The organism is Flagellimonas sp. MMG031 (assembly GCF_040112705.1).
Taxonomy (GTDB): Bacteria; Bacteroidota; Bacteroidia; order Flavobacteriales; family Flavobacteriaceae; genus Flagellimonas.
Genome location: NZ_CP157804.1, coordinates 3,259,385 through 3,274,680, shown reverse-complemented (window position 1 = coordinate 3,274,680; position 15,296 = coordinate 3,259,385). Strand labels below are relative to the sequence as shown.

Sequence of the window (15,296 nt, the reverse complement as noted above, 5' to 3'; positions counted from 1 at the left end):
TGGAATCAGGGCTGTGTTATCGAGATTCTCAATAAACCCCAATCTGTTATTCAATAGTTTTCCTGTCTTTAGAAAAATATTCTTAATTTCTCTAATTGTTGGTAGACTTTTGTCTTCTTTTAGACTCTTTATCTTTTAAAAAATTAATGATTTCCCTTTTCTGTTTACTTAGTACTCTTTCAAAGAAATTAGTGATAGAAATATCAAAATAATCACATAGAAGAAAAAGTTTAGTCACCCCAAAGCTGGGCTTTGATTCCATACGCCCCATATTTAAGGTAACCTTGTATTTATTTGCAAATTCAATATTGACGTCTGACTGAGATAATCCCGTTGGTTTTCCTTGAGAAACACCCTTCTCCATATGAAGTTCCTTTAAAACCATTTCTATTGATGTGGTAAAATGTAAAATGTCTTTTTCCTCAATCATTACTCCAAAAGACGTTAATATTTAAATTTCCATCAACGACATTTGTGTCGTTAAAATGTTTTGAATATATTTGAGTCTCCTTTTTTGTTAAAGGACTATTTTTGCGATTCTTCGTATAGATAATATTTGAAGCTTTCGCTTAGATTCTCTCGCTAGAAAACTGGTAATTTTTGCAGAAGAGATGATAAGCAGATTGGCTCACGACCCGGGCGTGGCCTCTCTTATCTCTGCAAGGTATACCAGTACCGCTAGCGGGTAAGTTGAGTTCCACGCCCAACTTTTTCTTAGCGTTTGGTTTATTTACTCTTTTTCGATGCGTCGCTAACCTTTTTAGGTTATGGGAAACATTTGGCAACTTTTTTCTGTAGGATTCACACCTTGTTTCTGTTCCATTTTTGGAGCCTGTCACTCGGTGTTCGACATCCTCTTCAAGAAAAAGCCCAAGAATCCCGTATAACCATGGACTATCGTTATGGGTAATACGCTACTTAATTTTCGGATTACGTTACTACTTCAGACCCATAACTGACGCATACGTTTTTCGGGCAACCGGCCCAATCACGAAATCATAGTCTTGTTCCATTAGGAATCCCATTTCCAAGAGCACTTGTTTCTTGGACAGGATGGCCTATGCCCGAACCTAAATGCCCTAAGGTAAGTTACGACATTGTCGGGACTTCTGGGGCAGTGCAAACAAAAAACCTCCGGACAGGGTAGCAATTGTCCAGAGGCACGATTCAATTAACACTAACGGTTAAAATCAAACGACTCAAAATTATGAAGATAAAATGGATAAATGCGAACAGATTTTCCCTGTTCCTGATCATTAACATGCTGCTGGTCCTTTGGCCATCAAAAACCTTGGATGCCGCAATGGCCCCACCTCCCCAAGCGACCATTACTGGTACCGTCACCGACACTGACGGAATACCTCTCGTCGGGGTAAGCATCCAAGTGGAGGGCACCCAAAGGGGCACTATCACCGATTTAGATGGATCCTTTACGATTCAAGCCAATACCAACGATACCTTGTACTTTTCAATCATTGGTTTTGAGCCCAAGTTTGTTGGGATTAAGGGGAGGTATGAGGTCAACGTCCAAATGGAGGAGGATGTCACCCAATTGGGGGAAGTCGTGCTCAATGCAGGCTACTACACCGTATCCGAAAAGGAACGTACGGGAAACATAGCCACCATCAAGGCCGAGACCATGGAGAAACAGCCCGTAGGCAATCCTTTGGCTGCAATGCAGGGTCAGCTTTCCGGGGTCAACATCGTCCAAAACACCGGGGTTCCCGGTGGGGGATTCGAGGTCGAGGTACGAGGTAGAAACTTCATTAACGGTGTCAGCGACCCACTCTACATTATCGATGGGGTACCCTTTGGCTCCCAGTCCTTGGGTTCCGGTAGCGTTTCGGGTGGGATTCTGGGCGGCAATATCAGCCCGCTCAATGCCATCGACCCTACGACCATTGAGAGTATAGAGGTATTGAAGGATGCCGATGCCACGGCCATCTACGGTTCTAGGGGTGCCAATGGGGTAGTACTGATCACCACGAAGCGTGGAAAAGAGGGCAGGACAACCTTCAGTGCCAACCTCAGTACCACCTTGGGCCAGGTTTCCAATTTCTTGGAACTGATGAACACCCAACAATATTTGGAAATCCGAAGGGAAGGGATTGTCAATGACGGTTTCGGGGACTTTTTGAACGACCCCAATTTTGATCTGTTCTTTCCCGATCTCAAAAGTTGGGACAATTCCCGCTATACGGATTGGCAAAAGGTGCTCATTGGCGGTACGTCCTATCGCAACAATGCCCAGCTTTCGGTATCAGGGGGCAATGAACGGACCAATTTTTTGATCAGTGGTAGCTACCTAAAGGAAACCACGGTATTCCCCGGGGACAGCAACTATAAAAAGGCGACGGTACAGAGCAAGGTAAACCACCGCTCTGAGAACGATCGTTTCCAGATCGATCTGTCCACCATCTATTCCAATGAACGAAACCAATTGCCACAGCGAGATTTCACCGGGCTTGCCTATACCTTGGAGCCCAATGCCCCCGAAATCTATGACGAGGAAGGACGGTTGAACTGGGAAAACAACACCTGGAACAACCCCTTTGCCGCTCTGGAAGAGAACTATGTCTCCAAGGTAAACACCCTTATCGCCAATGCCTTGGTCTCCTATGAGCTATTGCCCAACTTAGAAGTAAGGACCAGTCTGGGCTACAATACCTATCGCTTGGATTCCTACCGGACCCTGCCCAGCAGTGCACGTAACCCGAGCTTGGGACTGACCCCCGAAAACTATTCCTCCATCACCACCAACGTTTCCCAACGGGACTCCTGGATCGTGGAGCCCCAATTACAGTGGAAACAAAAGTGGGGCAGGACAGCCTTGGATGTATTGGTGGGCACCACCTTCCAACAGCAGACCACCGAGGGTTTTGTGCAACGGGGCAGAGGTTTTCCCAATGAGGATCTGATCTTTAACCTATCCGCTGCCGAGACCTTGGAAGTGCTGACGGATACGGAAAGCGAGTACAACTACAATGCGGTATTCGGTCGGGTGAACCTCAATGTGAAGGACCGTTATATTCTCAATCTGACCGGTCGTAGGGACGGTTCCTCCCGTTTTGGTCCCGGCCGGCAGTTTGGGAACTTTGGGGCCGTGGGCCTGGCCTGGCTCTTTAGTGAAGAATCCCTTTTTGGGGACAATTCGATATTGAGCTTTGGAAAATTAAGGGGCAGTTATGGAACCACGGGCAGTGACAATATCGGTGATTACCGATTCTTGGATACCTATAGCGTTACGGGATTTGACTATGATGGAATTTCCATATTGGAGCCCACGGGCATCTTTAATCTACTTTTTGGATGGGAATCCAACCGTAAGCTAGAAGCAGCTTTGGAGCTGGGTTTTTTCAATGACCGCATATTGCTAAACACCTCATGGTACCGAAATCGCAGTTCCGATCAATTGGTCGGTATCCCCTTGGCGGCCACCACCGGCTTTTCCGAATTGACCGGCAACTTTGATGCCACCGTGGAGAATTCCGGGGTAGAGGTGGACCTTCGTACCATTAATCTTAGAAATGGCAAATTAAAGTGGTCCACGAGGGTTAATCTTACGGTGCCAAAGAACAAACTGTTGCGCTTTGACGGTCTGGAATCCTCTCCCTTTGCCAATCGCTATGAAATCGGCAAGCCACTGACCATTGTCAAGCTCTACAACGCCCTTGGTGTGGACCCAGAGACGGGTCTCTATACCTTTGAGGACTATAATGGGGATGGGAACATCAGTAGTCTGGAGGACCGACAGTTTATCGAGGACAGGGCCCCGCGCTTCTATGGCGGGTTGGGCAATACCCTTACCTATGGCAAACTATCATTGGACGTATTCTTCCAGTTCAAAAAGCAGAAAGCTTTTGACCAATTGGCCTTTGGGGCCACCCCGGGCTTTCGGGGGAACGCCCCGGTCGAACTCTTGGACCGTTGGCAAGAAGAAGGGGATTTGGCGCCCATTCAAAGAGCCTCTGGGGGACTCGCCCCAGATGTGGACCGTGGGACCTTCCAGCAATTGAGCAATACCGCCTTTTCCGATGCCTCCTTTGTCCGATTACGGAACATTTCCTTGAACTATGGGCTGGGCCGGTTGGATAATGGCATGCAGGTAAATGTATACCTACAGGGACAGAACCTATGGACCTGGACCAAGTATCGGGGACCTGACCCTGAACAACCTTCCAATAGTAGATTGCCACAATTGCGACAGATCACCCTTGGACTACAAGTAGACTTTTAACCATAAAAAAATTAGATATGATACAAGCACTAAACAAAACCAGGAGCGTAGGGGACCATGGTCTTCCAGCGCTCCTAAAACATCTCAACCTTCAAATCCTGCCATTGCTCATGTTTTTGGTCATGGTAGGCTGTACGGACTTTGTGGAAGTGGAGCCGCCCAAGGACACCCTGGTCGCGGAGACGGTATTCGATGAAGCCTCCACGGTACGCTCCGCCATGGCAAACTTATTTTTCGGGATGCGGGAACAAGGTATGGTATCGGGCAGCTTTGGCCTGACCACGGCTTTGGGCATCTATGCGGACGAACTGGATTATTATGGATTCGAAGTGCAGAACACCGAATTCTACCAACACAACCTCTTGGCCGGTAATGAATTGGTACGGCAATGGTGGGCCAACGGCTATGAACTTATTTACGGAGCCAATGATATCATTCGAGGTGTGGAAGAATCAGAGGCCCTGAGCGAAGATGAAAAGGCCCTGTTTACCGGCCAGGCCTTGTTTGTCCGTTCCTATATACACAGTCTCTTGGCGCAGTTGTTCGGTGATGTCCCGTATATCACCACGGTGGACTATCAGGTGAACAATACCGTATCACGCACCCCGGAGGCCGCAGTTTTTCAAGCCATCATTACCGATTTGGAACGGTCCGTGGCCCTATTGGAAGGTATGGAAAATCCATCACCAGAACGCACCTTGCCCGACCAGTATGCAGCCAAGGCCTTATTGGCCCGGATGTACCTGTATGTAGAGGATTGGGCGAATGCTGAAGCCATGGCCTCCGAACTGATAGGCGCCTTTGATTTGGAAGATAATGTGGACCAAGTGTTTCTAAAGGATTCTGGCGAGACCATCTGGCAATTGAAACCGGGCGAGGCCCCAAGGAATACCCAAGAGGCAAACCGATTGATCATACAGGCGGTTCCCGGCCAGACCTATGCACTAACCGAATCATTCTTGGACAGTTTTGAGGAGGGCGATCTACGGGAAGCTTCTTGGACAGAAAGCATATCCAATGCCGACAATACACAGACCCTGTTCTACGCCCATAAATACAAGGCCGATTTTTCCCAGACGGAGTCCGTGGAATATTCAATCGTACTCCGTTTGGCGGAACAGTACCTGATCCGGGCCGAAGCGAGAGCACAATTGGGCAATCTCTCCGATGCAGCAAGCGATCTGAATGAGCTCCGTAATCGGGCAGGTTTGCCCAATATCCCCATAGGAACACAAGGGGAACTATTGGAATCGGTATTGCAGGAACGGCGGATGGAACTGTTCACAGAGCGGGGGCATCGTTGGTTCGACCTGAAACGCTTTGGAGAGGCCAGTGCCGTATTGGAAGGTATCAAGCCAGGATGGCAGGATACCGACCTGTTGTTGCCCGTTCCGGAGACCGAAATCGAGATCAACCCCAATCTATTGCCGCAGAACGCTGGCTACTGATAATTATGAACAATATGGGATGTCTGGGCATTTAATTGGAAGCCTTGGTATCCTTAATAAAAATGAAATCAATGAAAAAAATCGTATCGATACTATGGCTTTTTATGGCCGTTGGGGTATTTTCCCAAACACTGAAAACCAACCCCATATACGAGGATGAAGCGGCAGCTTCCTCAATGGGGTCAACGTTTCTGACCTCCTTCATGCAGGAGGGGGAGCTCTATCTCAATATTCCGCGGGAGGTGCTGGAGCGTCCTATGCTCTTTATCCGCTATGACTACAGAAAAGTATATAAATATATGCAGGTGCTTTGGTCACTGGAGGGGGACAAGGTGCTATTAAAACACCCTAGGGTAAGGTCCACGGCAGGAATAATTTTACCTGTAAGGCACCACAAGGCCTTAAAGGATAATGTCTTGGCCATGTTTCCCTTGGAAAAAGATATGGGCGAACAAGGGGAACTGTGCATCAATGTCACTTCCTTGGTAATGGACAATGTCATCGAATGGACCAAGGGCTTTACGGAAACCTTGGTGCCACAGTTGAGCCTCTTACAGGGCTCGAAGGATTTTCACAACGAGGTGGTCATCAAGACCCGACGTGGCTTGATGTTCGAGGGCTCGAAAGTTTCTTTTCCGGTGTTCTTTGGATTGGCGGCCCTTCCCGAGAAACTGATGAAAGGTAGGGACTATGATTACCGCATGGGATTCGTTAACGAGGACCGATATGGAATCGATCACGGTGAACCGAAGAACAGTATAGCTAATATTGCCCGCTGGCGATTGGAGAAAAAGGACAAGGACCGAAAACTGAGCGTGCCCGTTAAACCGATCACTTTTGTTATACCTCCAGATGTTCCCGAACAGTGGAGACCTTATGTGAAGGCAGGTATCGAAGAGTGGCTGCCTGCCTTTGAGGCTGCAGGGTTCAAGAATGCCATAGTGGTAAAGGAAACGGATAGCCTGTCGGAATGGGAGGCCCATAGCATCCATACCTCTTACGTGGACTGGGGCGATTCCAAATACTTGCGCGGCTTTGAAGAGTCTGGAGGGACCGCTCCAGAAATAATCGATGAAAGGACCGGTGAAATCCTCAAATGCGACATTTATCTGGGAGCTTCGGTCGAAAATGTTACGGACCGTTATTTTATCCGTTGCGCACCCTTGGACAAACGGGCCCAGTCGTTGCCTTTTCCCCAAGAACTCACGGGAAGGCTTTTTCAACGGATTGCCGCCCATGAAGCGGGACATGCCTTTGGGCTGATGGACAGTAATTATGGGGAGTTCGCCTATCCCGTCGAAAAGATGTCCGATATCCAATGGCTGAAGACCATGGGCCACACCCCAAGTATGATGAGCTATTCCCGGGAAAATAATATTGCCCAGCCAGAGGACAGTGTGCCCCCTGAATTGTTAATGCAAAAAGTGGGCCCGATGGACCGTCACCAGATTGAGTGGGGCTACACCGAATTTCCGGAGGAAATGTCAGAGCAGCAGGAGGAGGAAGCCCTAGAGCGTATTATAGGGGTGCAGGATTCAATTCCCTGGTTTAGGTTCAACCAAAGCCAAGTGGAGGTTTTCGGGCCCGCAACGGCAGATGAAGTGGTGGATACCAATGATCCGGTCGAAAGCACCAAGTTGGCACTGAAGAACTTGGAACGTGTCATCCAACTGATGCCGGCCGCCGTTAAGGACCAAAAGGATACTAGAAGATTGGAAAATCTATATGGAAGATTACTGGAACAGTGGAAAGACCATATGCTCCATGTGACCTCTTTGCTAGGTGGGTACGATATTCGGTACAAGCCGATAAACACCCCTGGCAAGATGTTCACGCCAATCCCTTTGGCCATGCAGGAGGAGGCCATGGACTTTTTGCATGCCAATGCCCTAAATCCACCAGGGTGGTTGGTTGCCCCCGAGTTCCTTCCCAAACTGGGGTATTCCACCTTTCCGGACAAAATGGTCGAATTCCAACAGCGATCGGTGGACGAACTATTACGCCCCCGACGCTTGAAGCGCTTTGAATATATGGAAACGCTGGAAGGCTTTGAAGGTACATTTGAATGGTATCTATCGGAATTGCAAGAGGGATTGTTCGGGGAACTGTACGAAGGTTCCCCCAAAGTAGGACGGATACGGCAAGAAATCCAATCCTATTATATCGACAGGGCCATTATGGCGGTACAACAAAAAGCCCAATATACCTATGCAGAAATGAAAGCTTATGATTATACCGCTTACTCCAAAGGGTTGTTGATGGAGCAGTTGGTGAAATTACGGGAGGATATCAAGAGCAAGTTGAAAAAGGAAAAGGACAGTGATGCCAAGGGGCATTGGGAGCACTGTTTGGCCCGATTGGATTTGTTGTAACTATATCATTGGACAAGTAAGCAAAGGAAATAATACAAGCGATAACCACAAAAAGGGGATGGTTGTTTTCACCATCTAAAAAGTAATTTTTTGTTTTCATTTATTTTTTGAATTAGTCAAAAAGGTGCCCTGTGAGGGGCACCTTTTCTACTACGAGTGACAAGGAACTATGGGTTCCTGCCCAATGGTGTGGACAGGGAAGGTTCGGCATATAATTGATTGCCGAAGTAGGTACAATTGATATCACCGTTAGGTTCACAGTCGTCCCCGATGGTCACTTCCATGACCCCGCTTGACGTTTGATAGTACGCCACCTGACTGACCGTATTGCTCTCCGTGGCAAAGGCCAGACCGACCGCTAACAGAATGGCAAAGGCCGGTAAAACGAGTTTTAAAAATCTAGTTTTCATAGTATTAAGAATTAGATATTAATGCCTACTCTTTTTCTAAGGTTTTCGGCTTCCCCTTTCACTGCACAGTATTTTTAGAGGCTGATATTTTTGAGGTTTTCCAATAGTACGATTCCAATCAATGCCAGGACGATCCAAAAGGCATTGAACACGAGGTGGGTTTCCCAGCCCATGGAGGATATGACGCCTCCGCAGGAGCAGGGGATATGGTCACTGAACCGAAGCATCCAATCGATATAGCTCGTAAAAAGGGTCATTAGGACAAGGGACCCGTAGAGGGCAACCAGCCGATATACTTTGGTCAGTAGCAGAATGGCGAGAACAATCTCAAGGAGTGGAACCATCCAGGCAATCCACTCCGTGAAGGGACCCAAGACTTCTGAACGACTCATTTGGAACTTAAAGTCAGATAGTCCCATGAGTTTACTGCTTGCTGTATACAGGAAAAGTATGCTATAGAGATAACAAATGGTTTCCACTATGGCCCAACGTTTAATTATGAGTATGCCCGTTTTCATTGTAAGGGTTTGATTTACAATGATAAAACTAAGGGACTCTAGCGATCTCTAAGGGATTATTTAGGCTCTGGGAAGGATTTTTTGGAGCGTTTCCGCAGTTGGGAGGGCGTATAACCATACCTTTTTTTGAATTCCCGGGTAAAGTGGTTCCCCTTTTTGAAACCTACGGTCCTGGCTATGGCAAGGATGGTCTTGTTAGAGTGCTCTATCAGGATATGGGCCTTTCGGAGCCGTTCATGTTTTTGATATTGAAAGGCCGTCATGCCGAAAAGCTCCTTGAATCCCTTTTTGAATTTGTACTCGTTGGTATTGCAAATATGGGCCAGCTCTCTGATTGATGGTAGTGGCATATCCAGATTGTCCATGATATAACGTTTGGCCTTCCTCAGGTTCTCCATATCCATGGCGTGAAGGATATGGGTCTCCGTTTTTTCTGGTCGGGGCAATAGCCCATGGGTCTGTAATTGTTTCTTCAGTTTCTTCTGAAGGAACCCTTGATCCGTTCCATCGTATTTGACCAGTTCAAAACAGGTCACCATAAAAGTTCCTTTTTTCTCCCGGTGTTCCGGGAAATAAATCACATGACAATGGGCAGGGAGGAGGAGTCCTGATTGTTCGGAAAATGACAACTCTAAGGTCAGCTCCCATATTTTGTTTTTGGGGGCTGCTTTCAACAATTTTTTCCAGCCCCTTTGGGATCTCTTCTCCAATAATTGTGCAAATTGGCGACCGTTCAAGGTCCCTTCTTTGAAGTTCAACAGCGTCTCTACCTTTGGGTTGGTCCTCAGTATCTGGCCTTTGTAATCCAGTTCAAAGTACAATTGAACGACCATTTCATAGGAATTGGGCAGTTTGATAAAGCCTTGGTGCAGAAAGGCGTCCCTGAGTTCCTCGGTAGTGGAGTTGACCAAAAAGGTCAGGGCCTCCAGTGCATCGTTTTGATCTGTTCGTTCGATTTGGTAAGAGAAGTTCCCGTTGGCGATATGCACCAATTGGTTGTAGATATGCTCCAAACGCTTCTTGTTTTCCAGATTGTCCATAATTGTCCCCGTGTTTTAGATTTATAACCCATTGGAAACGGGATACAACACCTATCTTGGGCGCGATAGGTACAAGCGGGCCGTTTCCATGTTGGGGAACATTTTGATGGGCGCCGAACGCATTCGGTTCGAAATGTACTTGGAGAATACCCGCTCCAAGGGCGTGGCAGCAACCAGTACCAGTTCCTCGACCAGTTCGGCACCTTCTCCAGATAAAAAGTGCCAGGCTTCCTTCTCGATATGCCTGACCCCATTGATGTTGCAAAGGATGCGATAGGGTTTTCCCTGTTGCAGGACCATGCGACGTGCCACCGTCTTTTTGGCTCCCGAAAGGTCAATGGAAATTCCCTCTTTCCAAATAAAAAAGAGGATTTCATCTTCCAACCACATGGTGGCCAATTCGGTTTCCACAATTCTTTTCATCCTTCGCGATTTCAAAAAGGGCGGTTAAAATAAAAAATTTTTGAAAATATTTTTAACAAGAAAAATCTGCTTTTTTAACAAAAAGGGCTCTAAAACGTAAAAAAACTTATCTGTAAGGGATTTTTTTGGCTCCAGCATGTCCTTGATGCACAAAACATTATGGATTTTATTTAGTTTGAAACCGTGCGATTTGATACCAATTCGTTCAGCAATTCAAATTTGTACAATTGATTTGGTACAAAAAGGACGGATTCAAAGGAGATCAGCAGAGAAGTTCCCTGAATACGAATTTGATGTAAAGTGCCTCCCCTTGCTGATATGTTAGAGGAAGGGTACAGAATACGTTTTTGGAGACTACTAAAGATTACCTATAATGAAATATCAAAAACTGCTATCGGAATTTGAGGGCCAGTTGGAGGCCTTGGAAAGTGGGAACGGCGATATCCTCTACAAAGCGGAGAGGGGCATAGCATTGGTGGAGAGGTGCATCCGCAAACTGCAAAAACAGATCGTCGGACAGGATTTTGAGACGCAGGCTGACGAAATCTATTTTTTCAAACATGTCAAGCCCCAAATCTTTAGCAAGCTCATTTATTACATCAGGCTCTTCAGTATTGAGAGCAAACGCCCACGGGGAAAGGATGTGGCCCAGGTCAAATATCTACAACAACAGATCGATAAGCTGCAGACCTTCTTTAATGAAAATCTTGAGTTCTATAACTATTACCGGCGTGGGGCCATGTCGATGGACGAGCAGTATTTTGTCAGGGGTAACCGGGACCTACGTATGCCCTTGGAATCCTTTCACTTTTTGATCGATGACCAGTTCTCCACCTGTCAGGACGGCACGGTGGCCACCATCATGGCCTATGACATGCTCATCGTGTACCTGAGAAAGGAAGTGGACGACCTCAATAACAATATGGAACCTACAAAGAACACAGCAATGGAAAAACCATCAAAACTTTTTTGGACGGGGAGCAAGACCGATCTCATCGAGCTCCTTTATGCCCTGCATACCAGTAAATCTATCAACGGCGGTACCGTGGACATCAAGGAAATGGCCTCCCATTTTGAGTATTTCTACAATGTCGACCTAGGGAATTACTACCACACTTTTATCGATATCCGTTCCCGAAAGAGCAGCAGGACCCGGTTCTTGGACCGGCTCATTGAGATGCTCAACAAGCGGATGGAATCCCTGGAAGAATAGCGCCTGAATTTTTCCCAAGTTGGTACCAACTTGGGAATTTTGGTTTTCGAGGGTTTTGGCACCCCTTTTTTGCGATTTTCAAGCTTTTTTGGACCTCCCAAAAATCCAAATGGCCCTAAATCGATATAAATTTTTAGGATAAAAAATCTTTCCCAAGTTGGTACCAACTTGGGAATTTCTTTCAAAAACCTTTTTCAGTTTTGTGGTCGAACCCGGATAGGGAACCCCGGAGGTAACAGCTCCGATACCTATCCAAAAACCACAAGCATATGGCGGCAACGATTATTACCACGGAAGACCTCATGGAGTTCAAAGAGGAACTCTTGGAGGAGTTCAAGAAATTGATGGTGGAACACACCCATCCACAACCCAAAAACTGGCTACGATCAAGCGATATCCGAAAGCGATTCGAGATAAGTCCCAGTACCCTGCACAGTCTGCGCAACAGGAACATTATTCCCAGCTACAAAGTAGGGGGACTTGTTTTTTACGACGCAGAGGAAATCGACCAGATCATCCTGGACAACAAGGTGGAACCCTTGGACGGTACGGTATGAACTATATCAAGCACCTTAATGCGGCCTTGGTGGAAATTTACGGGGATGAGCGTTTGTGTCCTGGCCATATCAGTTTGTACCTGGCCCTGTTCTTTTATTGGAATTTATACCGGTTTCCAGGGGAATTTCCGGTCAATCGCAAGGAATTGATGAAGATGGCCAAGATCGGTTCCAAGTCCACTTATCATCGCCTTTTGAAACAGTTGGATACGATGGGCTATATCGACTATTCCCCTTCAAATAGTCCTGCACGTTCGAGTAAGGTGGCACTGTCCCAAAATTGGGACAGGAGCGGTACGGTCATGGAACGGGGCCGTTCCATTTTTAGGACCTACTGTCCCACCAGTGTACCGGACCCCTTATTTAAGAAAACAAAACAAAACAATAAACGCTCTTTGGGAGCACAGCCCAGAAGCCAATTGGAAGTCCTCAATTTTTTTAGGGAGAGCGGATATGACAAAGAAGAGGCCCAACGGTTCTTCAACCATTACCAGGCCATTGGATGGAAGATAGGAGGCAAGATCCCTATTGTGGATTGGAAGGCAGCGGCGCAAAATTGGATACTCAAGGCCGATGAAATAAAAAAAGCAAATCACTCATCAATGGTACAGTCAAGAAACCGGGACCATTTGATGGTCGAAACACAAAAGGACTATGGGCAACCCCTCTAAGATAACGGAAAGCGGCGTGGTCTATTCCCTGGGAGAATTCGACGGGAAGCAGGTCGAATATGATTTTTCCAAGATGCTGACCTATATGGATGCCAAAGGAAAAATGCTGTTCGGAAGAAATTTTAGGCTCTATCCCGAGGACCATGAAGTCCTGTTGAAGCTGTGCAATTATATGGTCCGTGATCATACCAGTTGTCAAGAACTGGGCATTGATCCCGATAAGGGGATTTTGCTCTCCGGGCCTGTAGGCTGTGGCAAGACCACATTGATGAAACTGATTAGGCATATCACACCTCACTATCGTCCCTATGAGATCATACCGGCAAGGAACATTGTCTTTGGGTTCAACCATGTCGGCCATCGCATTATCGAAGACTATGGCAATGGCCGGTATTTCTGTTTTGATGACATCGGGGTGGAACAAATGGGGCGACATTTCGGGAAGGATTGCAATGTCATCGGGGAAATCTTGCTGTCCCGTCATGAACTGTTTTTGGCATCTGGCCTCCGTACCCACGCCACCACGAATCTCAATGCCGAGGAGCTGGAGGAACGCTATGGCAAGCGTGTCCGGAGCCGTATGAGGGAACTGTTCAACTTGGTGGCCTTTGACCAAAATGCCCAGGACAAACGGGGAACAAAAAATACTGACAAAAAATAAAATCAAAAATCGACAATCATGAGAATAGCAACGATGAACATCCAGAACCTTTTTCACAGAGATCTCTCCTTTTTACGGCAAAATGCTTCCAAGAACCTTCAGGATTGGATGGAGGAATTTCAGACCCTGTTGAAAAACCCCAACAAACGGCACCAGGAATTGGGACGCATGCGGGAACTGGCCTTTTTGATGGGCTTCAGTCCACAAGCCACCGAACCCTTTTTGACCCTGCGAAGGAAAGGGGGACACCTATATGTAAAGCCATTGGGCGGGGAGCGTCAGACCAAGGCCACGGAACGGGTCGGTTGGAACGGTTGGGTGGAGCTCAGAAGTTATCCCTTGGATGAAAAACACCGAAGTGCCAAAGTGGAGTGCATCTCGAAAGCTAATCCGGATATTTTGATATTGCAGGAGGTGGAGGACAGACCGTCCTTGTCGGATTTCAACAAGGATTATCTGGGGCCAAAATTGGGCGGTGCCTTTGAGCAATGGCTGTTCACGGAAGGGAATGATAATAGGGGACTGGGCCATGCCATCCTGACCAGGAATGGATATCGTATCGTTGGGTTCCAGCCCCATGCCCATGAACGGGACCAAGAGGGCAATGACCTTTTTGAAATGGACTGCCCGGAATATACCGTTATGACCCCGACCGGGGACGAGCTGACCATCATCAGTACACGATGCTCGGAGGATAGCAAAGGTGTGGATTACAGTGCGAAGCGGAAAGAACAGGCCAAGCGCCTTGATTCTTACTACAATCGTTTATTCGCTCAGGGCAATGATAGGATCGTGATATGCGGAACCTTAGGTGAGGTTTCGTATGGAAATAGCTTAAGGCCGTTATTGTCAGACAGGAAGGTTAGGGACATTATCGAGCATTCAGCCTTTGAAGTAACCGGTAATAAGGACTCAAATAGAATTTCCAACAATGAACCACACTCGCGCTGGTTGGCCAAGCATGACTATCTACTGAGCTCTTCATTGTTGTATGACAGCATAAGCAGATGCGGGGTTCACTTTCCAAGGGTAGAACAGAAAGCCCGTATTTCAAAGTTGGCCCCTTTCAAGATCAATGTAATGGATAAACCCATATTAGCACCTCCTCTGTTATGGGGTGACTATGAAGTGTAATGAACTAAATAGAAATATTTGAAGAGTCAACTTTCTTGTTTTGTTTACCATCTTCCTTTAGAATTTAAGCTGGCCACCTAGATATTATAATTTATACATGTGTACATGTTATCCCTGAATTGTGAAAGGGTCATATGGCACTATTTTCCATACAAAGGCGAACAATTGATAAATTTGAACGAGGTTTATATGTCCAGTTTTTTAACTAAAAAACTGGACAAAGACTATCGAAACTTATGTTGCTTTAGATAGTTATAATAGGCACCATGTTTTTAATTTCCTGGTATAGGGAATCAAAAAGGTCTATTATCTATCTCCAGAAAATAATATCCACAAATACCCTAACACGTAAAAGGAGATCATAATGATCAAAATGATTAGCATAAGGTGGACATCCTTTTGCATTTTAGATTGACTTGTGGACTGTTATTGTTGAAGATATAGGCTTTCCTTTGCCAATTGTACCATTGTTGAATCCTTATGCTGTTCATCGAAAAATCTCCTTCTTTTGCCGTTCTCTGCGAAATTTTCTGTTTTGCTCATTTAACCTCCAGTATTTTCACTCGATTTTGAAATGTAATCATATCCTGCTGTAACGTTTGGATATTTTCA

Annotated in this window: 13 protein-coding genes; 8 read left to right on the top strand and 5 right to left on the bottom strand. The window is 46.5% G+C overall.

Annotated features, from left to right (window positions below; genetic code table 11):
- Window positions 1–91: 91 nt before the first annotated feature.
- Window positions 92–430 carry a hypothetical protein gene (locus ABNE31_RS14825; RefSeq protein WP_349351696.1) on the bottom strand — a complete coding sequence of 113 codons (339 nt, stop codon included), beginning with the start codon at window positions 428–430 and terminating at the stop codon, window positions 92–94.
- Between the two features lie 777 nt (window positions 431–1,207).
- Here ABNE31_RS14825 and ABNE31_RS14820 point away from each other — a divergent pair.
- The 3 genes from ABNE31_RS14820 to ABNE31_RS14810 all read left to right on the top strand — a co-directional run bounded on the left by ABNE31_RS14820 (window position 1,208) and on the right by ABNE31_RS14810 (window position 8,057).
- Window positions 1,208–4,237, top strand: a complete 3,030-nt coding sequence (locus tag ABNE31_RS14820; RefSeq protein ID WP_349351695.1) for a SusC/RagA family TonB-linked outer membrane protein — start codon at window positions 1,208–1,210, stop codon at window positions 4,235–4,237.
- Window positions 4,238–4,254: 17 nt separating this feature from the next.
- Window positions 4,255–5,685, top strand: coding sequence for a RagB/SusD family nutrient uptake outer membrane protein (locus tag ABNE31_RS14815; protein WP_349351694.1), 1,431 nt, complete (start codon window positions 4,255–4,257; stop codon window positions 5,683–5,685).
- Between the two features lie 71 nt (window positions 5,686–5,756).
- Window positions 5,757–8,057: a zinc-dependent metalloprotease gene (locus ABNE31_RS14810; protein ID WP_349351693.1), complete on the top strand. Its 2,301-nt coding sequence runs from the start codon at window positions 5,757–5,759 to the stop codon at window positions 8,055–8,057.
- Window positions 8,058–8,224: 167 nt separating this feature from the next.
- Here the strand turns inward: ABNE31_RS14810 and ABNE31_RS14805 are convergent, their stop codons facing one another.
- From ABNE31_RS14805 to ABNE31_RS14790, 4 genes are all read right to left on the bottom strand, one after another.
- On the bottom strand, window positions 8,225–8,467 hold the full coding sequence (locus ABNE31_RS14805) for a DUF6520 family protein (protein ID WP_349351692.1): 243 nt from the start codon (window positions 8,465–8,467) through the stop codon (window positions 8,225–8,227).
- A 74-nt stretch (window positions 8,468–8,541) separates the two neighbouring features.
- On the bottom strand, window positions 8,542–8,985 hold the full coding sequence (locus tag ABNE31_RS14800; RefSeq protein WP_349351691.1) for a MauE/DoxX family redox-associated membrane protein: 444 nt from the start codon (window positions 8,983–8,985) through the stop codon (window positions 8,542–8,544).
- 56 nt (window positions 8,986–9,041) lie between these two features.
- Window positions 9,042–10,025 carry an AraC family transcriptional regulator gene (locus ABNE31_RS14795; protein ID WP_349351690.1) on the bottom strand — a complete coding sequence of 328 codons (984 nt, stop codon included), beginning with the start codon at window positions 10,023–10,025 and terminating at the stop codon, window positions 9,042–9,044.
- Between the two features lie 51 nt (window positions 10,026–10,076).
- Window positions 10,077–10,448, bottom strand: coding sequence for a hypothetical protein (locus ABNE31_RS14790; protein ID WP_349351689.1), 372 nt, complete (start codon window positions 10,446–10,448; stop codon window positions 10,077–10,079).
- A gap of 373 nt (window positions 10,449–10,821) precedes the next feature.
- Here ABNE31_RS14790 and ABNE31_RS14785 point away from each other — a divergent pair, with 373 nt between their 5' ends.
- From ABNE31_RS14785 to ABNE31_RS14765, 5 genes are all read left to right on the top strand, one after another.
- Entirely contained in the window at window positions 10,822–11,661 is an 840-nt protein-coding gene (locus ABNE31_RS14785) for an RteC domain-containing protein (RefSeq protein ID WP_349351688.1), read from the top strand.
- Window positions 11,662–11,930: 269 nt separating this feature from the next.
- Window positions 11,931–12,218 (top strand): helix-turn-helix domain-containing protein, encoded by a 288-nt coding sequence (locus ABNE31_RS14780; RefSeq protein WP_349351687.1) that lies wholly within the window; start codon window positions 11,931–11,933, stop codon window positions 12,216–12,218.
- Window positions 12,215–12,889: a hypothetical protein gene (locus ABNE31_RS14775; protein WP_349351686.1), complete on the top strand. Its 675-nt coding sequence runs from the start codon at window positions 12,215–12,217 to the stop codon at window positions 12,887–12,889. Before ABNE31_RS14780 ends, ABNE31_RS14775 begins: the two co-directional genes overlap by 4 nt.
- A complete protein-coding gene (locus ABNE31_RS14770; protein ID WP_349351685.1) occupies window positions 12,873–13,550 on the top strand; it encodes an ATPase in 678 nt (225 codons plus the stop codon). The genes ABNE31_RS14775 and ABNE31_RS14770 overlap by 17 nt, the downstream gene beginning before the upstream one ends.
- A gap of 18 nt (window positions 13,551–13,568) precedes the next feature.
- Window positions 13,569–14,684: a hypothetical protein gene (locus ABNE31_RS14765; RefSeq protein WP_349351684.1), complete on the top strand. Its 1,116-nt coding sequence runs from the start codon at window positions 13,569–13,571 to the stop codon at window positions 14,682–14,684.
- Window positions 14,685–15,296 lie beyond the last annotated feature (612 nt).